Origin of the sequence: Streptomyces sp. NBC_00358, assembly GCF_036099295.1 — a bacterium.
In the GTDB taxonomy this organism is placed as follows: domain Bacteria; phylum Actinomycetota; class Actinomycetes; order Streptomycetales; family Streptomycetaceae; genus Streptomyces.
In genome coordinates, this window is the sequence record NZ_CP107976.1 from 1,835,476 (window position 1) to 1,859,453 (window position 23,978).

Genomic DNA, 23,978 nt, shown 5'->3' on the forward strand with positions numbered 1-23,978 from the left:
TAATTTGACTGCCTTCCCGACCCTCCAGAGCAAGGTTACGGTGAAGAGAGAGAAGACGGACAGCCGGAACACGGCGTCAGCGAATATCTGGCCGGGGTGATCCAGCAGCTTCACCCCGATGATTAGCAACTGCCAGAAGTGGACGAATATCCCCATCATCCGAAGTGGTTGCATCGCCAGGACTGGGTGTGCGCGAGGCTAAGGTCTTCCTCGGTCATTCCGCTATCTCGTTCTCCGCGGTCTGCGTATCGCGATCGCGATAGCCGCCCCGACGATAATTCCAGGGATGATCAGGATTCCGAGTGACAATTTTGGCATCACGAGGTGCGCCAGGTAGATACTGCTCACGCTGGCGATGGCAGCGATGATGGACCCGACACGGTCGGGTTTACGATCAGACGAGCGCATTTGTGTCATCTTTTTCAGCCCCATCGGTAACTGCCCATTCCGCCTACACAGCCGAAGCCGCCGGCGAGCCCGGCCATGCCCCAGTCGATCGGCCCACCCCAGAAACCGTACGTGATGACCGGCCCAGCTCCGGCTCCGCCCCACCACGCGCACTGTCTGACGTAGTGATTGTGAAATGTGCGAGACGCAGCCACATGATAGAGGTGGAAAACGCGATGGTGCCTCATGTAGTGGACGGCTCGGTAGCGTGCACGATGCCAGTAGCGGCGCCAATGCGGCCATTGCCCATTGATGTCGTAGCAGTTGACGGGATCGGCGGCGCAGTAGTCGTATGCGTTGGCGCTGCCGCCGGGGACGGGGTCGACGGACAGGAATCGACCGGTGGCGGAGTTGTAGAGGCGGGCTCCCATGAGGGTGAGACCCGTGGGAGTTTCGGTGGAGCGGACCTTGGCGCCGAGCCACCCGTAGCGGGTGGGCTGCTGTCCGGCACGCGGGTTGCCGAACTCGTCGGTGTCCAGGACGGTCGGGGCGACGGTGGTGTCCAGGGGGAGCTGGAGGGTGATGTCGCCGTGGAGGTTGGCCAGTTGCAGGACGGTGGCGCCGGTTTTGGTGCTGGTGGCGGCGAGGTCGCCTGCGGGGCCGTCGATGTTGCGGGTGAGGTTGCCGCTGGTGTCTTCGGTGATCCAGCGGGGGCTGTCGCTGTCGGAGTCGTAGTGGTTGGTTTTGACGGCGGTCTGGGTCCAGGTGCCGGAGGTGTTGGTCTCGGTGGTCCAGGCGCGGAAGCGCTGGTTGGAGTCGAGGGTCCAGGTCTGGCGCTGGGTGCCGGCGGTCTGCTGCTGGACGAGGTCGCTGTTGTAGTAGGCGAGGGTGGTGCCCGGGAGGGCGGTGGTGCGGCCGAGGTTGTCGTAGGTGTAGCCGGTGTCGACGATTCGGTCGGCGCTGTCGTAGGTGCTGCTGGTCGTGGTAGCGCCGGTGGTGGTGCAGTCGAGGCCGGTGTCCGCGGCGGCGGTGGCCAGGGATTTGCGGTTGCTGTTCTTGTCGAAGGTGTAGGCGCGGGTGGTGCAGACGGCGTCGGCGCCGGTGTCCTGGACCTGAGCGAGGCGGCCGGTGTTGTCGTAGGTGTAGGCCTGGGAGGCGGTGACGCCGGGAGTGCCGCCGTGGACGACGATCTGGCTGTGGGTGTTCTCGCTGACGGTGTCGGCCACGAGGACGGTGCCGTCGCTGGTGCGGGTGTAGGTGCGGGCGGTGGCTGAGCCGGTGGTGTCCTGCTCGTCGGTCTGGGTGTAGCCGCCGGGCAGGGTCTGGGTGGCCAGGTCACCGTCGGCGTCGTAGCGGGCGGTGAAGGTGCCGGCGACCGAGTCGGTGACCGAGGTGGTCAGGCCGCGCGGGTCGATGGCGGTGTCGTAGGTGTACGTGGTCGTCGAGGGGACCGTGTCGGTGGTCTTCGAGGGACGGTCGAGGGCGTCGTACTCGGTGGTGGTGGTTGCCCCGTCGGCGTCGGTGTAGGTCATCTGACGGCCGAGCTGGTCGAACGTCTTGGTGATGGTGCCGCCGCCGGTGGAGGTCTGATTGTTCGCCAGACCGGTCGCCGCGTCGTAGCCGGTGGTGACGGCCGGGACGGCCGTGCCGAGCCCGCCGGTGATGGTGACGGTGGTGGGCCGGCCGGCGGTGTCGTAGCCGTTGGCGGTGGTGCGGGTGGTGCCGTTGGCGGTCTCGGCCAGCTTGGCGACCTGGCCGTCGACGGCGTACTCGGTGGTCTTGGTCGGCAGCTGGGTGGGGTTGGAGCCGCCACCGGTGATCGCCGCAACCGGTGCGGTCTGGCAGACCATGTCAGCCCACTCCGGCCGGCCGTTGCAGGTGCCCGTTCCGGTGGCGGAGTAGTAGGTGGTCAGCGTCGCGCCCGCGTCGCTGCCGGTGGAGGCGGGCAGGGCGGTCTTGATGACCCGGCCCTGGTCGTCGTAAGTGGTAGTCGTGGTCAGCGCCAGACCGCCCGGGTCCTTCGTCTTGCTGGTGGGCACGCCCTTGACCCAGTCGAAACCGGTCGCCGCCACCCGCGGGTCGGCGGTCAGAGCCGGCCAGGCCCGCAGCTGGGCGCCGGTGGTCTGCTTGGTGACCTGATTCTTGACCACGGCGGTGCCGTCGGTGGGACGGCCGCTGTCGTATTCCTTGAGAGTCTGGGTGCGGGCGATGACCTTGCTGCCGGCCTGGGCGACGGTGGTGGCGCCGCTGAGGAGCTTGGATCCGAGGACGACCTGGTGGACCGGGCCGTCCCCCTCGACTTCGCGGGTGCCGGTGTCGTTGTAGACGCTGGTGGTGGACAGCAGCTGGGCCCGCTCGGCCGAGGCCAGGTTGCTGATCCCGAGCCCGGTCAGTTCCGTCTTCTGGGCCGTGGTCGTGCCCAGGGCCAGTTCGCGGTTGGCCGCGGTCAGCGACCGGACCGTGTTGCCGAACTGGTCGTACTCGGTGACCGTGATGTGGTGGCCGGGGGTGGCTTCGTCGACCTCGCGGCCGGAGGCGTCCAGGTAGTGGATGCCGGCCCGGGTGTAGGAGCTTGCCGTCAGGGCGCTGCCGTCGTTGCCGGCGGGTACCTGGTCGGCGGGGAAGACCGCGGTGGCGTCACTGGGGGTGTCGGTCTGTGCCCAGGAGGCCAGAGCCGAGGTGCCGAGGTCTTCCGGTGCGGACGTTCCGGTCAACGGGACGCCGTAGACGATGCTGGTGGCCGCGGTGCCGTTGGTCTGGCTCGCGCTGCCCGGGGTGAGGGTGGGGCGGGAGGCCTTCAGCAGCATGCCGTCGCCGGCGGCCGGGTTGGAACCGGCCTGTCCGTAGGTGAAGGTCCACGGCAGCTGTCCGGCCGGGGTCAGCGTGGTGACACGGCCTGCGCTGTCGTAGGCGTAGGCGGTCTTCAGCGCGGGGCTGATGCGCGGGTCCCACTGCTCACGCAGCCGGCCGCTGTCGTCGTAGGCGTAGGAGGCGATGGTCTGCACGGTGGACAGCGAGGCCCCGGGCACGGTCGACCACAGCTTGATCGCCGAGACCTGGTCCTTGAAGTCGCCCAGCGCGGAGCCGGCCGCGGTGGTAGCGGTGGCGTAGACGAACTGCAGCACCCGGCAGCCCTTGACCGACGGGTCGGCCGCACACGCCGAAGCGGAGACGGCCGAGGTGGGGGCGATGAGCAGCTTGGGGCGGGAAGTGTTGTACTCGCCCAGGGTGACCGCTTCGTTGACGGTGGTGGTCGTGGTGTTGGCCAGGCCGTCCAGGTAGGAGGTGGAAGCGTTCCACAAGGTGCTGCTGGCGCCCGCCGGGGTGAAGGTGGTGGTTTCGCCCTCAGTGTTCTTCAGGGTGAAGGTTCCGCTGAAGTCGCCGGTGAGGGTGTAGTCCTCGGCGCCGACCTCGGGTATCCAGCCGGTCTTCGCCGCGTTCTGGGTGAAGTTCAGGCGCGTGTCATCGCTCGAGGCTCCGATGCTCACCGACGTCGCAGAGGTTTTGGCCAGTACTGTCCACGGGGCGGAGGTCTGGTCGCCGGCGGCGCCGTAGAGCCATTCCTTTCCGAAGATCGGTGCCTGCTGGCCGGTGCCTGCCCCGGCCTGCGGAGAGCGGGAGGAGGCGGTGCGGTCGACGGACAGGCCGAAGACGGAGGCATCGTTGTCGGAGAGCGTGTAGTCACCGGTCAGCAGGTTCACCGAACCCGGTCCGACGTCCTCGCCCGCGGCGCCGTCGGCGGTGCGGTCGACGGTGACATCGACCGGGTCCGACGAGGCGGAGGCGCTGGAGGGGCCGATGAAGTCGGCCCGGATCTGCACCGCTCCGTCCGGGTTGACCGTGGAGGTGGCGTTCCAGATCAGCTTCGGGGTCTTGCCGCTGGTCAGGGCCACCGGCCAGGTAGTCAACGGCTGGCCTGCCACCGTCACGTCACCCGCGGGGACGGTGGTCCAGGTGTCGGCCTCGCCTCGGCGCCAGGAGAAGGTGGCCTTGTCGAACTTCGAGCCGTCCGCCTCGGCGGTCAGCGGAAGCCGGGCAGCGGTGCGGGTGCCCTCGTCAGGGCTGGTCACACCGCCGGGGCCGACGTGGAAGGTGTAGGACAGGGCCTCGGACTTGTTGTCGGCCTTGTCGGTCGCCCGCACCTGCAGCGTGTTGGTGCCCGCCTTGGCCGGCTTGACGGTGATGCTGACCGGGGTGGTGCCGCTGGTGGCCACCTTCGTCCAGGTCGTTCCGTCCAGTGACCACTCGATGCCGTTCTGGTCACCCGACGGGGGCGTCACCTTGAACACGCCCGCCTGGCCGACGCCCTTGACCCACGAGGCGGAGGGATAGTCGGTGGAGGTCACCGCGGTCGGCGCGGACGGTGCGGAGGTGTCGACGGTGAACGTCGCGTACGCCGACCAGTCGTTGTTGTAGTGCAGCCCGTCGTAGGGGTTGGTGCGGAACTTGTAGGTCTTGCCGTTGGTGAGCAGACCCGAGGGAACCGTCACCGTCGCCGGCTGCCCGGAGGGCACGTAGGGAGAGACCAGGTAGTTGCCGACCTGCGCGTTGGTGGTGGCGTCGTCGATCTCGAAGGTGCCGTCGACCTTGTCGTTGTTGGCGTCGACGAAGGTGTCGCTCAGCGTCGGCGTCGTGGTGTTGACATACCAGGCACCTGAGGCGTCCTGGAAGAACGGCGGGCCGGCCTGCTGGTCGGTTCCGGTCTTGGGCCGGTAGTTGTAAGTCACCGTCAACTTCGGCGGATTCGACGCGGCGTTGGCCGAGTTGAACCGCTTCCACTGCGCGGTCGCCGTCTCACTCGGCGCACGCAGGCCCATGCCGGAGGTGACGTTCTTCGCCGAGGCCCACGTCTGCACCAGATTGGTGACATCCGCGTTCACCCAGCCGTCCGGCGCCGAGGTGCAGCCGGGATTTCCCTTGGTCTCGGTCGACGTCGCCGAGGCGGTGGCCGGCCAGGTCGGCTGGGAGGTCCAGCGCGAGGCGGTGGACGCCGTGGCCGTGCTGTACACGCCCCACGGGTAGGCCGCACAGTCGGTGTTGCCCGAGTGGAAGTTCCACAGGCTCAGTTTCGCGCTCGAGACCAGCGAGTCCGAGATCGGCTTGGTGTTCCAGTTGATGAAGGAACGGGCCGTGCGCGGTGTGCCGTCGCTGTTGGTCGTTCCCGGGTTGCCCATGTCGAGTTCGACGTCGGTGGACCAGTCGACCGTCTCGCCCTGCTGGACGTAGGTGTCGAACACGTTGGACAGCGCCGAGGTCGAGGGGTCGACCGTGACCGGGTACTGCGTCTTCGGGTCGGCGAGGAACTTCGCGTCCGGGGTGAACACCAGATCGATGGTCCCCTTGGCGCGGACGACCTTCACCTTCACCGGTGCCCGGTGCGTGTGCTCGCCGGAGACCTTGTCCACCCGCGCGTCCCACATCACCGGGGCGGGCATGGTCGCCTGCTTCTTGCCCTTCCTGTCCGTGAAGAGCAGGCTCCCGTCCTTCAGCTGACGCACCTTCAGGCCCTTGGCCTTCAGCGGCAGCGTGTACGAGTAGCCGTTGCCCGGACGAGCGCCGAGGACGACGTACTGCTCGAAGCCGGTACGGGTCGCCTCGACCACCACGTCCGCGCCGGACGCGGCCCCCGCGTACGTCGCGCGGTTGCCCTTCAGCTTCGGCCTGGGCAGATCGCCCTTCCACTGCAGGGCGATCTGCCGGTCGCCCTCGCCCAGCGTCACCAGGTCATGTACCGCCGAAGCGGACCGCTTCACGCCGGCCGACGTGGCCTGACCGCCGCCCAGACGCAGGCCCCGCGGATGAGCCTTGGGCTCCACCCGCCCGCCGACCGCCCGCAGATCCAGATCGACCGAACGCCACTTGCCCGCGTCCTTGAACCGCACCGGACCGGCCGACAGCTCCGTCGTCAGCGAACCATTGGCGTTCACCCACGTCGTGGACGTCTCCGTCCGCTCCGACAGGGCCTCGACCTTCTTGCCCGACAAACGGGCCAGCACCCGGGCCGACGCCAGATCCGCAGCCGCCGAAGGGTAATGCTTCACCTTCGACCGGGACGACGCCTTGCCCACATGCACCGCGGAACTCACGGCCAGGGCCGGCTCCGCCTCGGCAAGCGCTGTCACAGCCAGGGCTAACGCCAGCGAACCGGCTATGCCCCGGCTCCACCCACGCCCAGGTTCCAGCAAGCCAGGTCTGCGCCTGACTCCCACTCTCTTGCTCATTCAAGCTCCCATGTTCACAGAAGCCCCATAGATCAACAGGGCAGCCGCAAAGCTAGCTGAGCCCAAAAGAGGACAAAAATGTTCACAGCAACACCAAGATCACCTAGCTTCAAATCGAACAGGTAAAACGTTCACAAAAATAAGGAAGGAAAGATGTCAAAGTGCCCATGGCATATTCAAACCAGCCACCCATCAACACAATCCAGCCACCGGGAAGCGGCGCAAGCAAGGGCTCTTGCGGGGATTTAACGCATCTCGCGGCACCACTTTGCTGCACATTAGAGGCATTAATTCCGACAACGTGAACAGCGTGTCCGTGCAGCAAATTTTTCGAGCGTCGAGGCTGACTCGAAAGGCTTTCCGGCATCAAGGCTCCAACCTCTCCATCAGCCCTAATCCCCTTGCTGGGCAGGCATGCTGGCCGCAGCTCACGGGTTCGCGCATGCCCACTTCGAAACCGTCCTTCAAGTCGCAATCAGCGTCGATTTTCGGTGGGTATGGTGGCTGGATTGCATTGATGGGCGGCTGGATTGAATATTCCATGGGCACTTTGACATCTTTCCTTCCTTATTTTTATGAACGTTTTACCTGTTCGATTTTGAAGCTAGGTGATCTTGGTGTTGCTGTGAGCATTTTTGTCCTCTTTTGGGCTCGGCTAGCTTTGCGGCTGCCCTGTTGATCTATGGGGCTTCTGTGAACATGGGAGCTTGAATGAGCAAGAGAGTGGGGGTCTGATGCAGGTTTGGGTGACAGGTTGACCTGCCCCACCTCTCAGGTTCCAGTTTTGGTGGCTAACTGACGGCCTTCACGAAAGGCTGCCGGACATGCCCCGCGCCTACCAACAGGGTCCGCCACCAGCGCTCGTCACATGGCTTCCCAGTCATCCGACTCCATACCCGGACCACGGCGATCAGCTGCTCACTGCTGCTCGGATCCGGGACTTTTGCGCTGGACCACTCCTCGTGCAGCCACTCTCCTAAGCGCCTGTCGAGGGCGGACTTCGGGCCGGCTGCTTCACTGGCAACTTCACGACGCGAGTACTTCTGACCGCGCTTCTTGCACGCGCGCTTGGCTCTTGCTTCCTGGGCCCGAAGCTCGTCATAGAGGTCACGGGCCCTGGACGGCTTCCCCATCTACCCTCCCTTCTGACGGCGCCCGCCTGCCCGCCCAGGTACGGCGAGCACCCGCAATGACCTGGAGCGTAGTAGGAATTTGCCCGCACTGCCCGCTCTTTCAGACACCACTCACTCCCGTCCGGCACGGTCGTTTTGCCCGACCGCTCAGACCGACCCAAGGAGATGAACTCATGGACAAGACCACGCCCATCGCCCGCAGGCTCAGCCGCGCTGCGCTCTTCAGTCTGGTACGCGGCGCAGCATAGGCAGCGGGCTCTGCTCTTGTGGCGGGCATCGTCTGGGTGGGGCAGAACCGGTAGCTCTGGCCGGTCCGTGCGCCACCGGCCGGCCTGATTGCCGCAGCGGAGGCTGCGGTCCGCAGTTGGCAAGCCCCGGCAGGCGAGGTCTGCAAGAGTGTTCGCGTGCGCTGCCACGGTCGGCGGGCAACTCTTTGCCCGTCGACCTGTAGGCCGCAGATCAGCTCATTGCCACAGCACCCCGCATACCTCACACACCACGGGATACAGCCACTACACCGAGCTGATCAGGGACTTCACGAAGGTTCGCCCTGACGAGCCGAAGTCAGTAGTGCGGGCACTGGCATCAACGTCGGCCGGATCGCCCCGCAGGCCGCCGCCGACCTCCGTCTCGTCGACGGAACCCCGGTGTGGTGCGGCCTCAAGGCCACCGAACTGACCCTCGTGAAGCTGTAGCAGGAACCTGAAGCGGTTCTGGAGGCCGTCCTGACTCCGCAGGACTGCATAGAGATCGCAAAGAAGCAGCTCAGCTGCGGAACCCGACCCCTGCCAAGTGGATCACGTCCAGTAGCGTCACCTCCGCATTCGACCATGCATGCGAGCAACGGGGGAGACAGGCATGGGCAATTTATTGTTCAACGTGACCACGGCAGCGCTGATGGTGCTGATGTTCAAGGCAGGGCTGGCGCTGCTCGGCGCCGACTCGATCCCGCAGCGGCGCATACCCTGGGCCTCCGCGGCCGTGCTCGCGGTGGCGCTCGCCGGTGTCGTGACCCAACTCAGTTGGGCAGGGGCCATGGACGCTTTCGACGCGGACCCTGGCAAGTCCGGCTGGTGGCGTGTCGTCACCTCTGTCTTCATGCAGAACGGCGGCTTCCTGGGCGGGGCTTGGAACATCGCGACCCTTGCCGTGGTCGCGGGCCTCGCGGAGTGGTTCTGGGGCGGGCCCTTGATGATCGGCCTGTTCGTGGCCGGGATTCTTCTTCCGCAACACATCGACTCGCTCTTCATGGAAGCGAACCGCAGCACTGATCCCCGTAACTTCGCCGGTAGTTCGGGAGCCACTTACTTCCTCGCCGCGACCCTCGCCGCCGGTCTGCTGCTGCGGGCCAAGGACCGTAAGGACCGGCTGCTGGCTGTTGCGGCACCCGTGCTCGGGCTGGTGATGTGGTTCGCCCAGGAGAACGGGCACGGACTGGTCGTCGTGTACGGGTTCGGGCTGGGCGTCCTGGTGTGGGGACTGGGGCATCGGATGATCCCACCGGACCTCGATTCGCAGAAGACGCCGCGCATCACAGTGGGTTCACTGGCGGCGAGGATCCGGCTCTAGCCCGACAGGACGACGGCCGGCTGCGACCTGCGCCCTGGCCGCCAATAACGGGTCCGTGTTGCCCGATGAACGAAGGACGAAAGTGAATTCGCCCCTTGCCCGGTCGGGTCCCGCCACATCCACGAGCAGCGTTGCTCGCGCTGTGACGGACATCCTGCAGCCGCGCAACGTACTCGTGGTCGGCATGCTCGGGATCGGAGCTGTCGCGGGTGGCCTCGTCGGCCTGGCATGGGGACTTCTCGGCGCGCTCTGCGCAGGACTGGTGCCCGCCGCCTATATCGAGTTCGAACGGAAACGGGGAAAATGGGGCGACCGCCATGTGGTGGACCGGACGAAGCGGGCGCCCATCTTCCTCGTCATTCTGGCGTCCGTCGGGACCGGCGCACTCCTGATGACACTGGGGCACGCCCCGGCGGACGTCATCAGAGCCATGGTCGCGCTGTGGCTGATGACCGTCGTCCTGCTGAGCGTCAACACCGTCTGGAAGGTCTCCGTCGACTCGGCGGTCGCATCGGCTGTGGTCGCGCTGCTCGCCGTCGTTCACAGTCCTTGGTGGCTGACGGGGTACGCCGTGACCGTGGTGGTGTGCTGGTCCCGAGTGGCTCTGCGGTACCACACAGTGTTGCAGACCGTAGTAGGTGCGACCCTGGGGGCGCTGACCACGGCCGCGTGGGTCGGAGCCTGACCTGGGACCCTGTCGCATACGAGATGCTGCAGCGCGTGCCTGTGGGCAGCGATCGCCGTTGCCCACAGGCACGCAGCGCCCGGGGCCGGTCCTCCCCATGGTCGCCCGGCACTGCGATCCGTGAAGCGTTCGACGACACGCACCTGGCCGTCCGAGGCCCGTTCTCCTCCCTCGCATCGACTGGGGTCGCAAAGCCACCATCATCGCTACGGCGAAGGCGACGTCGTAGCAGAGGGCGCTTGGCAGGCCCAGCTAGTGCGGCAACTGATGGGCGATCTTCGCACCCATCTGGCCGGCGCTGAGGAGTCCTCGGGTCTTCCGCTACGGGTAAAATTGAGACAAGAGGAGAAGTAGCCGGCTCGGGCTGCACATTGCCTCCGATGGTTCCGATGGTTCGGCAGGGTTTTTCCTTCTCCAGGACTATCAGGTTGTCCCGTATCGGGGTGCAGTTGGGAGTCAGGCCCTTCCGCAGCACACCAGTCAGTAGAGGCACGCAATGGATCCATGGCTGATCTGGTTGATCATCGCGGCCGTGTTGGCTGCGGCCGAGATCTTCACCGTTACTGCTGCGCTCGGAATGCTAAGTGTGGCCGCATTGGTCACGGCGGGGTCCGCCGCGGTCGGACTGCCACTGCCGTTTCAGTTCTTGGTGTTCACCGCCGTAGCGACAATCAGCGTGCTGTTTGTGCGCCCCCTTGCGCTGCGCCACGTTCTCCAGCCCCAAGCGGAGAAGTTCGGCGTAGACGCACTGATCGGCAGGGGTGCGTATGTCGTCTCGGAGGTGACAGGCCTGGGTGGCAGGGTCCGCATCGGCGGTGAGGAGTGGACGGCCCGCGCCTACGACGAGACGTTGGTGATTCCTCCTGGAAAGATTGTCGACGTCATGGAGATCAGCGGCGCCACCGCGATTGTCTACCCCCGGGACTGAGACCATGGAAACTACGGCGTGGTTGATTGCCGGCCTGATCGTGGCGCTGATCGCGGTTTTCACCGTGGTGCGGGCGGTACGGATCGTGCCCCAGGCGCGTGCTCGTAATGTCGAGCGGCTCGGCCGCTACCATCGGACTCTGAATCCCGGCCTCAGCCTGGTAATCCCTTACATCGACCGTGTTCGACCGGTGATCGATCTGCGCGAACAGGTCGTTTCCTTCAAACCACAGCCTGTCATCACCGAAGACAATCTGGTTGTCGAGATCGACACCGTTCTGTATTTCCAGGTCACCGACCCACGAGCGGCTTTCTACGAGATCGCGAATTTCCTTCAGGCGGTCGAGCAGCTTACCGTCACCACCTTGCGCAATGTCGTGGGGTCCATGGACCTGGAGAAGACGCTCACCTCACGGGACACCATCAACAGCCAGCTTCGTGGTGTGTTGGACGAGGCCACCGGAAAATGGGGGCTGAGGGTCAACCGGGTGGAGATCAAGGCCATCGACCCTCCGCAGTCCATCAAGGACGCCATGCAGAAGCAGATGCGAGCCGAACGGGACAAGCGGGCCGCGATTCTCGGGGCTGAGGGGCAACGCCAGTCGCAGATCCTCACCGCCGAAGGCGACAAGCAGGCTGCTGTCCTGCGTGCTGAAGGTAACCGGACCGCGGCGATCCTCCAGGCCGAGGGCCAGTCGCGGGCCATCGACGAGGTGTTCCAGGCCGTGCATCGCAATGATCCCGACCCCAAGCTGCTCGCCTACCAGTACCTTCAGACGCTGCCCCAACTCGCGCAAGGCTCGGGCAACAATTTCTGGGTGATCCCCAGCGAGATCACCTCCGCACTCCAGGGCGTGTCCCGCGCCTTCAGCGAGGTGCTGCCCCAATCACCGGCCACCCGCGACAAGCCCTCGGACGACATGGTCGCCCAGGCCGCCAACGACAAGGCTCAGGCGGAAGAAGCCGCTGCCGCGGCCCTCGCCGACGCAGCCAAGGCCGAGGGCGCCAAGCCCGATGCACTCCCAGCCGACCCGCCTTACTGAAGGAGGGCGGCATCTCTGCCAGCGCAACTCGCGCACCGGAAGCCTCCGAGCGCCAGCCCATCTGGAATTCAGGGTGCGACGTGGCTCAACGAACTCCGGGCCGGCCGAAGCCGCGGTCGCGCGATGGGTATACAGCCCGGCCCGCACAGGCTCGGCCTGCTGCCACCCTCCCGTGCCTGTCCCTCGCGGTAACAGCCCTACTAGGGGTGAGGAGAGCGATGATGCGGCCCTGGATGCATCGGAGGGGCGTTCCGGGCCGCCAACACCACACCATCGCATCAGGGGCCGCCGTGAGCAGGACCGCAGAGGCAGTACCCGCAGTGACGGTCAGCGGTTCCCCGGTAAATGGCGTCGGCTGCGGGCGCGCGTGCCGGGAAGTTCGGCAGTGGGGTTCCGAGCCGGAGCAGATGCCCGACGGGCGACGGGGCCGGCTGCCGAAAGCGCGGCGCTTCCCCAGCCACCAGCAGTACGCATCACCCGCAGTACAGAGCAGTCCGCAGTACGCAGTCCCACGAGTAAGTGTTGGCCAGAGGGATGAACGGAGGAATCTCGCGCCATCAGGATCGCCCGGGCGGAATGGCTGAGCCCGGGTGCCGGCCCGCATCGCGTAGTTCGCCTGCCAGGGCCTGGTCTGCCGCGTGGCCCGGACGGCGGCCTGCCGTTCGTAGAGTTGCTGCGGCAGGAAGCCGGTGTCCGCCGGTCGCTGCGGATGCAACTGGACTTGATCGGGCACTGGCCGCAGTCCTCCTTTTCGTTCTTCAACCGCCTGCTGGTCCTCCGACACAGCGCCGTACCGCAACTGGGTTCCTGCTTCACCCCGCTGCGCGGGCACAGGTTCGGGCAGCGGTCCGCCAGCGCACCTTCGTCCGGTGCTCCAGGGTGCTCAGTCGGTCGCTTGACCGGCTGGCCGGGCAGTGCGGCGCTGGGCACGGATCGCTTCCTCCAGGGCGATGCGGATACCAAGGTTGAGTTCGCCGCAGGAGACCCAGGCGGTGAGGAGTCCGGCGATGCGGAGCAGCGTGACGCCGGTGCGCTGGGAGACTTCCGTCAGCACGGTCCGCGCCTGGTCGGCGGGCAGGCGTCCGAGTGCCATCACAATGCCCACTGCCTGCTCTCTCACCGTGTTCGCGCCGGGGTTTTGCGGCATGCCCGGTCGCTCTGGCAGCGCCCCCGCCTCATGTGCGGTGGCCGCGGTGCGCGGGATGGTCGTGGTGGTCGACTGCTCGGAGTCCGGGTCACCCTTTCGGTCGTGGCCGGAGGCCAACAGCTCCCGCATCCGACTCGCCTCCTCGTTGATCTGGGCCGATGCCGGGCTCCTGCCGTGCGCGGAGCGGATCGCCCGAGCATGGCAAGAACGGGCTGCCAGGGTTCACCGTGTGGGGATCTGCATGGCCAGAGGCAATCGCAGCTGGCGGGGTGATCCCCTGCTCGGCGTGCGCCTCCGGTCCGAAGCACTGATTCGCGTATGCCCCGCCGTCACGTCAGCAAACATCGCCGCCCACTCCAGCCCCAGCAGCACCACCGGGCGCCGCACCGGCGCCTGGGCCATCTCGGCCCCGAGACCGCAGGCGGCTCGGGGCACGACCGCCGTCCGGCCCGCCAGGGGACTCCCAACGGACACGGCTCCTCCGCATGGAACAGCCTGGCGCCCTTGCCAGGATGCCCCTGGTCACGGCGGGCTGTACTCCGGTAGCTGACAGACGGCACCGGAATTCGTCCCCGAGCGGGAGTGTCTACCCGGGCCTAGCGTGGAAACGCGCAGCAAGGGACCTGACACTCCAACGGCGGAGGAACGCATGGCCGTACGGCACCGGCTGATCAGGAAGTCTCCCCAGGACGTCTGGGAGGTCCTGTCCGACGTCGACCGGTACGGGGACTGGGTCGTGGGCCCCTCACGGGCCGAGCTGGACGAGGGACGGTGGCCCGACCTGGGGGCGGCCCTCCGCTACGAGATCAGGATCGGGCCGCTCACCCTGCACAACCGGACCGTCGTGCGCCGCAGTGAGCCGGTCGCCGTCCTCGAACTGGAGGCGGACAGCGGACCGCTGGGGACCGCGAGGATCGCGATGGAACTGCGGCCCTGGGGCGAGCACACACTGATCATCCTCGATGAACACCCCCTGCGCGGCGTTGGAGGCGCCTTGCACAACGGCCTCCTGGAGGTGGCGCAGCAAATAAGGAACCGCGCCATGTTGGGCCGCCTCGCCCGGCTGTGCGAGGGGGACGAGGACCCGGCCCGCACCGCTTCCGTGCGGCGACGACCGAGCACGGCCTGAAACGGCACCGAGACCTGGGCCAGCCGCTCCACCGGGCGCGGCCACCCACCGAGTCGGGAGCGAGTCATGCCGGACGCTGTAGTGATCGGAGCGGGCCCCAATGGGCTGGTCGCGGCGAACCTCCTGGCCGACGCGGGCTGGAGCGTGGAAGTCCTGGAGGCCCAGGACGAGCCCGGAGGGGCGGTCCGGCACGACCGGGGGGTCGACCCCGACTTCGCCAGCGACCTCTTCAGCGCCTTCTATCCCCTCGCTGCTGCCTCCCCGGTCCTGGCCGGCCTTCATCTGGAGCGGGAGGGGCTGACCTGGAGCCACGCCCCGAAGGTGCTCGCCCACCCTTTGCGGGACGGCCGCTGTGCCGTCCTCAGCCGTGACCTGGAGGAGACGGCCGCGAGCGTGGAGGCGTTCGCCCCCGGGGACGGGGCCGCGTGGAAGGAGCTGCGGGAGGTCTGGGAGACGTTGCGGGCCGGCATCCTCGACGCCCTCTTCACGCCGTTCCCCCCGGTCCGCGCCGGAGCCCGGCTGGCCCTGCGGCTGCGCGCGGCGGGCGGGCTGCGCATGGCCAGGACGATGCTGCTGCCGGTGCGGCGTCTGGGAGAGGAGGAGTTCCGCGGCGAGGGCGGCAGGCTTCTCCTCGCGGGCAATGCCCTGCACGCGGACCTCGCACCGGAGGCGGCAGGCAGCGGCGGCTTCGGCTGGCTCATGTCCATGCTCGGCCAGACCTACGGTTTCCCGGTTCCCACCGGCGGTTCCGGGGCGCTCACGGCCGCTCTCGTCCGTCGGCTGACGCGGCGCGGCGGGACCGTCCGCTGCGGGGAACAGGTCACCGAGGTCGTCGTCCGCGGCGGCCGCGCCGTCGGTGTCCGTACTGCGGGCGGCGAGGCTGTCCCGGCCCGCAAGGCGGTCCTGGCCGATGTGTCCGCGCCCGCGCTCTACGGCTCTCTGGTCGCCGAACGGCACCTGCCCGGGCAACTGCTCACCGACTTGAAACGCTTCCAGTGGGACTTCGCCACGTTCAAGGTCGACTGGGCGCTGAACAGCCCGGTGCCCTGGTCCTGCCCGGCGGCCGCGCAGGCGGGAACCGTGCATCTCGCAGACGGCGTGGACGGCCTCACCCGCTTCGCCGCGCAGATCGCCATGGGCCGAGTCCCCGACGAACCTTTCGCCCTCTTCGGCCAGATGACCACCACCGACCCCAGCCGTTCGCCACAGGGCACCGAGTCCGCCTGGGCCTACACGCACGTACCCCACCGAGTTCGGGGTGACGCGGGAAACGACGGGCTGACCGGCTCGTGGGACGCCCGGGAGCAGGAGACGATGGCAGATCGTGTCGAGGCGCAGGTCGAGCGCTATGCCCCCGGTTTCCGCGGCCTCATCAGGGCCCGGCGCGTCCTCGCCCCGCCCACCCTGCAGAGCATGGACGCCAACCTCCACGGCGGCGCCATCAACGGCGGCACCACGGCCCTGCACCAGCAGTTCGTCTTCCGCCCCACACCCGGCACCGGCCGCCCCGAGACACCCGTCGCCGGCCTCTACCTCGCCTCCGCCTCCGGGCACCCGGGCGGAGGAGTCCATGGCGCCCCCGGAGCCAACGCCGCCCGGGCCGCCCTGCGCCGGCGGCGCACGGGCGCCCTGTCTCACCTGGAGAACCGACTGCACCAGCGCGACCGCAAGGGGCAGCGCTGACAACCCGCCCGCGGCGTCGACGACAGGCCCGGCATCGGCAGAGCCGGTGCAGCATCGCTGGTCACGCGTTCTCCGAGCGCTTTGCCTGTTGCAGCCCGGGTCGGCTGAGCACTTCAGGTGGGTCGACCGGGGTACTCGGCGACCATGGCGAAAATACATCTTCCAGGACAAAACAATCACGACAGTGACGACAAGCCGCCGCCGGACGAGGTCGGACCCGCCCCTGAAGTAGAGCAACAGGCCCCGGACACGCCGACAGCGCTGCCCCGCAGAGCTTGGGGCAAGGTGTTCAGCGGGAGCCTGCGGGAGTTCAAGAAGGAGGAGCTGACCGACCGGGCGGCCGCGCTCACGTACTACGGGGTGCTCGCCCTGTTCCCGGCCCTGCTGGTCCTGGTCTCCCTTCTGGGCATCACCGGCAGGTCGACCACGGACAAGGTCATGACAAATCTCAGACAGCTCGCTCCGGGCCCGGCCCGCGACATCATCACCCGCGCCGTGGAGCAGCTGCAGGGCAACGCCGGCACCGGCTCCATCGTGGCGATCGTCGGCCTGGTGGTGGCGGTGTGGTCGGCCTCCGGGTACGTCGCGGCGTTCATGCGCGCCGCGAACGTCGTCTACGACATGCCCGAGGGGCGCCCCGTCTGGAAGATCCTGCCGGTGCGCGTCGGTGTGACCGTCGTCCTCATGGTGCTGGCGGTCGTCAGCGCGCTGATCGTGGTCTTCACCGGCGGCATCGCCCGCCAGGCCGGCGCGGCACTGGGGATCGGGGACACGGCGCTGACGGTGTGGTCGATCGCCAAGTGGCCGGTCCTGGTCGTGCTGGTCACGGTGATGATCGCGATCCTTTATTGGGCGAGCCCGAACGCGAAGGTGAAGGGCTTCAAGTGGATTACTCCGGGCAGTTTCCTGGCCCTGGTGATCTGGATGATCGCCTCCGCCGGATTCGCGTTGTACGTGGCCGACTTCGCCTCGTACAACAAGACCTACGGCACGATGGCCGGCGTCGTCGTCTTCCTGGTGTGGCTGTGGATCAGCAACCTGGCCATCCTCCTCGGCCTGGAGTTCGACGCCGAGGCGGTACGCCAGCGGGCCATCGCCGGCGGCATGCCGCCGGAGACCGAGCCCTACACCCAGCCGCGCGACACCCGGACATGGGACGAGGAAGACCTACGCCGCCTCGACGAAGGCGAAGAATGACTGTTGGATGCTGGGCGATGTGTATCGCATCATCTGGGATATCCGCATCTCATGAGCGCTCCATGATCGCCGAACTCGACGAACGCGAGCGGCGCATCATCCCCATGCGGTTCATCGACGAACTTGCCCAGGCCCAGATCGACGAACCTCGGCGCCTCCCGACTGTGCGTCTCCCGCCTGCTCAACCGCACCGTCACCAAACTGCGCGAAGGCATGCTCACCTCCAACAAACCACACCCGCCCGCAGCGAACCGGCGGCGTTCGCCACCCCTCGCACGTTGGCGAACAGCGCCGGTTCTACAGCATCGAGACGGTGGCCGTCGGCTGGCTCTGCCGGACGGCGGGTGGGTCAGCGGCGGCGGCCCACGTCGGAGGCGCGGTAGGCAAGCGACGCGAACTGGTCCTCCATCCGTATGGAGTTGGTCTTACGGCCGAAAGAACTGCCGACCAGTCGCGCACGCGCCCGAGGCCAGCGACGACGTGGGCTCATCCCCTGTATCGGCTTCGGTCACGCTGCCCTGGTAGCCGAGCACATGCCCTCCTGGCACCGTGATCTGCAGGCCCGCTCACAAGGAACAGCGGGCTGACGCTCTCCGGCGCGAGAGCGGGAACCGGTCTGGCCAGCTCGAATCACGAAGCACGGCCCCGAGCTCATCCGCCGACGTGGATGCCGGGGCGGCGGTCGGGGTCGGGTTCGTTGCTGCGGATGATTTCGCGGGTGACTGGGGCGGTGTCGCCGCGGCCCAGGAGGAAGTAGCGGAACATGTGCCGCAAGGGGCTTCCTTCGGCCCACGCGAAGTAGCAGTGCGGCTGGACACCGGTGGCGTTGCGCAGAGCGAGCAGGATCGCCGCAATCGCGTTCGGAGCGGCCGGGGCCTCGGCCCGCAGGACGCGGTAGCCGTCCACCTCGACCCCGTGAACGGAGAGGGTTTCGCTGAAGTCGGACGGATCGACCACATCGATTTCCAGGAACAGCACGTCGGCAGGGCCGGGCACGGGGTTGGTACCGCGCTGCTCCCGCTCCTTGTGGGCGTACTCGGCGCTGTCGCCGGCCTGTCGCCGGTTGGCGATGATGTTGATGGCGTTGTCGTGTGCGAGCGTGTCGGTGATGAACCGGCGGGCTTCGTCGTCGAACACGATCCGGTCGGCGCGCAGTTCGGTGGTGCGTGAGACCCGGGAGATCAGCGACACGGCGATGATGCCGGCGATGAACATGCCCGAGATGGCGATGCCGTCGGGCTTGTCGACGATGTTGGCCATCAACGCGTAGAACAGGACGGCGGTGAGGAGCGCGAATCCTGTACCGGCGAAGCGTCGGCGACTGCGGACGACCGAAACCGTCACGGCGAACGCTCCGGAGACCATCATGGCCAGGATGCCGGTGGCGTAGGCGCCGGCCTGGGCGTCGACATCGGCACCGAACGCGATGGTGATGATGACGCAGAGAGCGGTGTAGACGATCACGACGGGGCGTACCGCACGTCCCCATTCCGGGGCCATGCCGTAGTCGGGCAGATATCTGGGCACGATGTTGATCAGCCCTGCCATCGCGGACGCGCCCGCGAACCACAGGATCAGTATGGTGCTGATGTCGTAGGCGGTGCCGAACACTTCGCCGACCTTCTCGTGCGCGAGCCAGGCCAGCGCCCGGCCGTTCGCCTGGCCGCCGGACTCGAACTCCTTGTGCGGGATGAGGACCGTGGTCACGAAACTCGCGGCCATCAGGTAGACGCTCATGACGAGCGCGGCGGTGGTCAACAGCCGCCGGGTGTTGCGGATCCGTGCCTGCTTCTGCTCCTCGGGATCGCTGCCTTCCGCGGAGATGAGAGGCATCATGCTCACACCCGTCTCGAAACCGGAAAGGCCCAGCACCAGCAGGGGAAACGCGAGGAGTGCGGGCCCTGCCAGATCTCCGAGACCGCCTCCGCCGTCGCCGAGGGCGTCCGTCCAGGCCGAGAACGCGCCCGGCGTGGTGAAGACGTCCACCAGACCGACGCCGATGACAGCCGCGTTCAGCACCAGGAAGGCCGCGACCAGGGGGATGGCCACCTTGACCGCTTCGCTGAACCCGAGCAGGAACACCCCACCGAGCACCAGCAGCAGCGCCACGGTGAGGGCAACCTCGTGGCCGTGCAGCGCATGCGGGAAGTAGGGGTTCTCCACTACATGCACGGAAGCGTCCGCCGTCGACAGCGTGATCGTGATGATCCACGACGTGGCGACAAAACCGAGCAGGACCAGGACGAACAGCTTGCCCCGCCAGAACGGGAGCAGATCCTCCAACATCGCCACTGACCCAGCTCCGTTGGGACTCTCATGAGTCACCCGCCGGTACATCGGCAGCATCCCCACCAGGGTCAGCGCCACGATCAACAGCGTCGCCAGGGGCGAGACCGCTCCTGCCGCGAGGGCGGCGATCGCCGGGACGTAGGCCAGGCTGGAGAAGTAGTCGACCCCGGTCAGGCACATCACCTTCCACCAGGCGTGCTGCTCGGTGTGTCCCTCGCCTGCCGCTGGTCCGATCGGTTGCACCCGGTGATGCAGCAGCCATTGCGCAAAGCGTCCGGTCGGCTGGGCCCGTAGAGCGGGACTTTCCATCTCTGCCGGTATGACCGGTTCGTTCGCGACCTTCATGTCCCCCATCAGTCCTTCCAGTTCGTGCCCTCGGTACACCTGTCCCAGTTCACGGCACGGACAGGCGAGCAACGAGTATGCGGCCCCACCGGAGGTGTCACGACCACCGGGGCGGCGTTGATGGCCGTGGTGATGGCGCCCTTGTTCCCCGCGCCCAGCTCACTACCCGCCCGGTCGGGTTGTACCAGCGACGGTGGAAACAGCGTGATGGCCGAAGGGTTGGGCGCGGGGAGACCCGTCAACGATGGTTGGCGGGTGATCGCCGACAGGGGGCGCAGTCCGTCAAGGGCACCGAGACCGTCTCCAACGCCAGTCACGGCTTCGGCACGCGGAAGAAGGATCAACGGACGCAACAGAAACAGAGCAAGTAGGCTGCACGCCGAACTCACAAGGACCCCGTCCACTTGAAACGGCCAGCCTTCGCGGTTCTTTGTGGGCGACCAGGAGCTGCGACTCTGCTCACGCTGCGTCGGTGACCGCCTCCTCGCCACGGCGAAATACTGAAGAAGGGCACTGACGGGCTGCCGATCCTGCCGGAGCTGTGCAGGGATTGCGACGCGGACAAGCCCGCGGCCGCCGCACTCATCCGCTGCTTCACCGCCGACGTAGCCGCGACCTCAGCAGCTCCGAGAAGTCGCCCAGCTCCTCATGGGGTGGACGAAGGAAGGCATGGCCGCGCACGGCACGGCCGGTACTGGGCAGAAGACGGTCAGGGGCGGGGGTGACCCTGCTCGGGGTCGTCGTCGGGAGTGCTCCATCCTTCGCCGCGCTGTGCGGGGTCAGCCAAGTTTCGGCGGGCCTGTTCGACCCCGGGCGCGGACGTGGACACCTTGCGCTGGGCGGCGCGCCGACCTCCGACGACGAACGCTGCGATGAGGACGGCGACCACAGCGACGCCCGCCACCGTTAGCCAAAGAACGCCGACGGAGGAAACGGCCAGCATGGTTTGAGCTTCGTCGATCATGAGTGCCGCGTACCCCTAATCAGCGTAAATCACCCCATCAATGACACTTCAACGCCCCTGCCCTCAGGAACCGACCAGGGCTTTGTTGACGGCGCCAAGGAAGTCGTCGAGATCCTTCGGCGTCCGGGATGTGACCAGGGTGTAGCCGTTGGCACTGTCGCTCACGACAGCTTCGTCAACCCAGGCCTTGGCACCTGCGTTGCGGGCATCGGTACGCACTGAGGGATAGGAGGTCAGCGTCTTGCCGCTCAAAACGTCGGCTTCCTCGCCAACGCCTCGGCCAGCCCGACCGCAGCAGTACGTCCCCGGCGTGTCCGACCAGTCCCTTGCCGTCGGCCCGCACGGCCGGCCGCCGGACAGACGACCCGGGCGTCACACCCCGACATGTGCGTGTGGGATCCGCCGGAACCTGGACGCACCGTCTCAGGACTCGGGCGGACCGGACGGTCCGGCCGTCCGGCGGTGTTCGGCGTTGATGCGCTGGGCTTCTTCGAGTTGGTCTTCGAGGATGATGATGCGGCAGGCGGCCTCGATGGGGGTGCCGTTGTCGACGAGTTCGCGGGCGCGGGCGGCGATGCGCAGTTGGTAGCGGGAGTAGCGGCGGTGGCCCCCCGCTGAGCGCAGCGGGGTGATCAGGCGGGCTTCGCCGAGGGCGCGCAGGAAGCCCTGGGTAGTGCCGAGCAACGCCGCGGCCCGGCCCATGGTGTAGGCGGGGTAGTCGTCGTCATCGAGCCGGCCGAACGAGTCGTCTGCTGTCACTTGCACCTCTCCGAAAAACGCGTGGAGGGGCCCTGGCGCCAGTAGCGCCAGGGCCCCGAAGGAACTGCTACACCATCTGCCGGCCCTGGTACTGCGCCGGCCTCATGTTTCCGCACGCCCACCCGGGAGAGGGCGGGGAATGCGGGGATCGCGGTTGCTCGACCGGAGACCACCTCACTATCGATGTCCTGCGGTACCCGGGCTCTGCCATTCCGCCCGGGCGATCCTGATGGCGCTCGGCCCCTCCGTTCTTTCCCTCTGGGATCAACTCACTGCTGGTACTGCTCTACCGCGCACTGCTGGTGATGCGACCTGCTCGGTGACCTGTCACAGCGCCACTCTCCGGCAGCCAGCCCCGTCGCCCGTCCTGCGTCCGCTCTGGCTTGGAACCCCACTGCCGAACTTCCCGGTGCGCGCGCCCGCAGCCGACGCCTTCACCGAGGAACCACTCACTGACTTCACTGCTGGGTCTTGCGAACTGCACTTACCGGTACTGCCACTGCATCAACTGCGGTCCTGCTCACGGCGGCCCCTGATCACTGCGAGCCACCCGGTCCGGTCGTCAGCCCCGTCGCCGTCCCGCAACAACCCTGGCTTCGGAGCTCCACCACCGCACCGCCCTGCACATTCCAACTACCTGCACTACTGCCTGGCAGTTCGTGTCTGCCGGGCCCTGCTGATCTCGGCTACGAGAGAAACCATAGCCAGACGATCTCCCAATGTCTACTCCAGCCAGCACAGATTTTTGTGCGGTCGGCGGGGAGGTAAGCGACCTCGACGGCGACGGAGGCTGGCACTCGTCACTGCCAGGGCGAGAGGGCGAAAGGTCTGGGCAATGCGCAGCGGGCAGAAGAGTGTCGTCGCGCGATCCAAAAACCCTGGGACCCCAACGAAGAGCGTCAACGCCACAACCGCCCGCTCACCCGCCGGCCGGCGAGGACCTCGGTATGCGGGCTTGGTGTGTCGCACGGACAAGGCGTACGGCCGCCGAGTCCGGGGCGGAGGTTGGCGTCCGTTCAGGGGCTCTGTGGTGCAATGACACTGCCCGGCACCGGGCCCTGGCGCCGCCCCGTCGGCCCACTCGGCAGGGGGCACTGCGCTGGCGGGCAGTAAAGAGCGAGGAGTCACCGTGACCGTATGCGGGCCTGGCGAAGAAGGCAGGCCGACCACTCGTCTTCCTGACAGCGGCGGCGCCCGGGGCGGGGCGATGACCTTGGCGGGGACACTGGCGGCAGCGGAGGCCGCGGCGCCCGTGGAGTCGCTCGACGTGGTCGCGCGCATGCTCAAAGAGCGACTCGGGGCCGCGGCGGTGTCGTTCCTGATCACCGACTTCAGCGGCAGCTCGGTTGTGCGGCTGGGGGCGGCGGGCAGCGTCGAGACCGACGAGCCCGCGCGGCGCATCAAGTTGCGGGGCACCCTGTACGACGACGTGATCCGCACCCAGCGGCCGAGGGTGGAGGACAAGGGCGAGGGCGGTCTGGTGCGGCTCGTCGCCCCGGTGACCAACCGCGGGGACGCCATCGGGCTCCTGGAACTGTTCTTGCCCGTCGCGCCTGACGCGGAGGTGATGCAAGAGGTCAGCGAGACCGCGCACGCCCTGGCGTACATCGTCATCGCGAACCGGTCCTTCACCGACGTCTACCAGTGGGGCCGCCGCACCGCCCCGCTGAGCCTGGCCGCCGAGATCCAGCACCGGCTGCTCCCGGCATCACTGGCATGTGAGGCGGCCCAGTTCGCGGTCGCCGGGGCGCTGGAGCCGGCCGACCACGTCGGGGGTGACACCTTCGACTACGTGATCGACCGGGACACGGTCCAGCTCTCCGTCACCGACGCCATGGGTCACGACGTCGACGCCGCACTCCTGGCAACTCTCCTGGTGGGCGCCCTGCGCCGGGCACGGCGGGCCGGCGCCGGCCTCGCCGAACAGGGCGATCAGGCCGATCAGGCCGTGCGCGAGCACGGCCGCCACGGCTACGTCACCGGGCAGCTCCTGCGCATCAGCCTGCTCGACGGCACCGCCGAGTTCATCAACGCCGGGCACCCCTGGCCACTGAGGATGCGGGACGGACAGGTGCGGGAGATCACTCCGAAGATCGATATGCCGTTCGGCTTCCACGCACCGCACAGCTACCGGGTCCAGTCGCTGGACCTGCGGCCGGGAGACCGGCTGGTGATGCTGACCGACGGCATGCTGGAGCGCAACGCCAACAGCCTCGATCTGCCGGACCTGATCGTCCGCACCCGCGCGCTGCATCCCCGCGAGGCCGCCCGCACCCTCATCGCCGCGGTCGTCGAGGCCAACCACGGTCACCTGCAGGACGACGCGACCGTCATGTGCCTCGACTGGCACGGCATCGGCCACTCCCATCGGGACGCCGACACCGGCGCCAACCTCGCCGACGCCTCCGCCCCGTCGCAAACGGGGCGGACCACTCCTGGGCGATGACCTTGGGACTGCTCCGCTCCCCCGCTTCGGGCGGCCCCTGGACCGCGGGGCGCG

General features: G+C 67.5%; 15 protein-coding genes. 9 read left to right on the plus strand and 6 right to left on the minus strand.

From position 1 onward, the window contains the following. Nucleotides 1-422: 422 nt before the first annotated feature. The gene (locus tag OHT01_RS07570) at nucleotides 423-6,515 is read right to left on the minus strand and encodes a DNRLRE domain-containing protein (RefSeq protein WP_443043515.1); all 6,093 of its coding nucleotides are present in this window, start codon (nucleotides 6,513-6,515) and stop codon (nucleotides 423-425) included. A gap of 403 nt (nucleotides 6,516-6,918) precedes the next feature. Between OHT01_RS07570 and OHT01_RS07575 the strand changes: the two genes are divergently transcribed. From OHT01_RS07575 to OHT01_RS07595, 5 genes are all read left to right on the plus strand, one after another. Continuing rightward, entirely contained in the window at nucleotides 6,919-7,287 is a 369-nt protein-coding gene (locus OHT01_RS07575) for a hypothetical protein (RefSeq protein WP_328552360.1), read from the plus strand. 1,312 nt (nucleotides 7,288-8,599) lie between these two features. Continuing rightward, nucleotides 8,600-9,310, plus strand: coding sequence for a hypothetical protein (locus OHT01_RS07580; protein WP_328552361.1), 711 nt, complete (start codon nucleotides 8,600-8,602; stop codon nucleotides 9,308-9,310). An 82-nt stretch (nucleotides 9,311-9,392) separates the two neighbouring features. After that, a complete protein-coding gene (locus OHT01_RS07585) occupies nucleotides 9,393-9,995 on the plus strand; it encodes a hypothetical protein (protein ID WP_328552362.1) in 603 nt (200 codons plus the stop codon). Between the two features lie 496 nt (nucleotides 9,996-10,491). Then, nucleotides 10,492-10,923 (plus strand): NfeD family protein, encoded by a 432-nt coding sequence (locus OHT01_RS07590; protein ID WP_328552363.1) that lies wholly within the window; start codon nucleotides 10,492-10,494, stop codon nucleotides 10,921-10,923. A 4-nt stretch (nucleotides 10,924-10,927) separates the two neighbouring features. Further along, nucleotides 10,928-11,965 carry an SPFH domain-containing protein gene (locus OHT01_RS07595; RefSeq protein WP_328552364.1) on the plus strand — a complete coding sequence of 346 codons (1,038 nt, stop codon included), beginning with the start codon at nucleotides 10,928-10,930 and terminating at the stop codon, nucleotides 11,963-11,965. Nucleotides 11,966-12,848: 883 nt separating this feature from the next. Here the strand turns inward: OHT01_RS07595 and OHT01_RS07600 are convergent. Then, on the minus strand, nucleotides 12,849-13,241 hold the full coding sequence (locus OHT01_RS07600; RefSeq protein WP_328552365.1) for an ANTAR domain-containing protein: 393 nt from the start codon (nucleotides 13,239-13,241) through the stop codon (nucleotides 12,849-12,851). Nucleotides 13,242-13,761: 520 nt separating this feature from the next. Here OHT01_RS07600 and OHT01_RS07605 point away from each other — a divergent pair. The 3 genes from OHT01_RS07605 (at nucleotide 13,762) to OHT01_RS07615 (ending at nucleotide 17,121) form a co-directional block, all read left to right on the plus strand. Then, complete coding sequence (locus tag OHT01_RS07605; protein ID WP_328552366.1) at nucleotides 13,762-14,241, plus strand: SRPBCC family protein; 480 nt, start codon at nucleotides 13,762-13,764, stop codon at nucleotides 14,239-14,241. 66 nt (nucleotides 14,242-14,307) lie between these two features. After that, a complete protein-coding gene (locus tag OHT01_RS07610; RefSeq protein WP_328552367.1) occupies nucleotides 14,308-15,924 on the plus strand; it encodes a phytoene desaturase family protein in 1,617 nt (538 codons plus the stop codon). 144 nt (nucleotides 15,925-16,068) lie between these two features. Beyond that, nucleotides 16,069-17,121 (plus strand): YihY/virulence factor BrkB family protein, encoded by a 1,053-nt coding sequence (locus OHT01_RS07615; RefSeq protein ID WP_328552368.1) that lies wholly within the window; start codon nucleotides 16,069-16,071, stop codon nucleotides 17,119-17,121. A 651-nt stretch (nucleotides 17,122-17,772) separates the two neighbouring features. On the opposite strand, the gene OHT01_RS07620 is transcribed toward OHT01_RS07615, so the two are convergent. The 4 genes from OHT01_RS07620 to OHT01_RS07635 all read right to left on the minus strand — a co-directional run bounded on the left by OHT01_RS07620 (nucleotide 17,773) and on the right by OHT01_RS07635 (nucleotide 21,478). Beyond that, nucleotides 17,773-19,719, minus strand: a complete 1,947-nt coding sequence (locus tag OHT01_RS07620) for an amino acid transporter (RefSeq protein WP_443043516.1) — start codon at nucleotides 19,717-19,719, stop codon at nucleotides 17,773-17,775. A gap of 745 nt (nucleotides 19,720-20,464) precedes the next feature. Continuing rightward, on the minus strand, nucleotides 20,465-20,719 hold the full coding sequence (locus OHT01_RS07625; protein WP_328552370.1) for a DUF6479 family protein: 255 nt from the start codon (nucleotides 20,717-20,719) through the stop codon (nucleotides 20,465-20,467). 63 nt (nucleotides 20,720-20,782) lie between these two features. After that, nucleotides 20,783-20,971 carry a DJ-1/PfpI family protein gene (locus OHT01_RS07630; protein WP_443043365.1) on the minus strand — a complete coding sequence of 63 codons (189 nt, stop codon included), beginning with the start codon at nucleotides 20,969-20,971 and terminating at the stop codon, nucleotides 20,783-20,785. A gap of 171 nt (nucleotides 20,972-21,142) precedes the next feature. After that, complete coding sequence (locus OHT01_RS07635) at nucleotides 21,143-21,478, minus strand: helix-turn-helix domain-containing protein (protein WP_328552371.1); 336 nt, start codon at nucleotides 21,476-21,478, stop codon at nucleotides 21,143-21,145. 1,207 nt (nucleotides 21,479-22,685) lie between these two features. Between OHT01_RS07635 and OHT01_RS07640 the strand changes: the two genes are divergently transcribed. Continuing rightward, a complete protein-coding gene (locus OHT01_RS07640; protein ID WP_328552372.1) occupies nucleotides 22,686-23,924 on the plus strand; it encodes a PP2C family protein-serine/threonine phosphatase in 1,239 nt (412 codons plus the stop codon). Nucleotides 23,925-23,978 lie beyond the last annotated feature (54 nt).

Excerpts from the sequence above, each read along its gene's own strand:
- OHT01_RS07610 (WP_328552367.1), top strand. The coding sequence starts at position 14,308 with ATGCCGGACGCTGTAGTGATCGGAGCGGGCCCCAATGGGCTGGTCGCG.
- OHT01_RS07595 (WP_328552364.1), top strand. The coding sequence starts at position 10,928 with ATGGAAACTACGGCGTGGTTGATTGCCGGCCTGATCGTGGCGCTGATC.
- OHT01_RS07605 (WP_328552366.1), top strand. The coding sequence starts at position 13,762 with ATGGCCGTACGGCACCGGCTGATCAGGAAGTCTCCCCAGGACGTCTGG.
- OHT01_RS07640 (WP_328552372.1), top strand. The coding sequence starts at position 22,686 with ATGACCTTGGCGGGGACACTGGCGGCAGCGGAGGCCGCGGCGCCCGTG.
- OHT01_RS07620 (WP_443043516.1), bottom strand. The coding sequence starts at position 19,719 with ATGGAAAGTCCCGCTCTACGGGCCCAGCCGACCGGACGCTTTGCGCAA.
- OHT01_RS07580 (WP_328552361.1), top strand. The coding sequence starts at position 8,600 with ATGGGCAATTTATTGTTCAACGTGACCACGGCAGCGCTGATGGTGCTG.
- OHT01_RS07590 (WP_328552363.1), top strand. The coding sequence starts at position 10,492 with ATGGATCCATGGCTGATCTGGTTGATCATCGCGGCCGTGTTGGCTGCG.
- OHT01_RS07625 (WP_328552370.1), bottom strand. The coding sequence starts at position 20,719 with ATGATCGACGAAGCTCAAACCATGCTGGCCGTTTCCTCCGTCGGCGTT.
- OHT01_RS07615 (WP_328552368.1), top strand. The coding sequence starts at position 16,069 with ATGGCGAAAATACATCTTCCAGGACAAAACAATCACGACAGTGACGAC.
- OHT01_RS07600 (WP_328552365.1), bottom strand. The coding sequence starts at position 13,241 with ATGCGGGAGCTGTTGGCCTCCGGCCACGACCGAAAGGGTGACCCGGAC.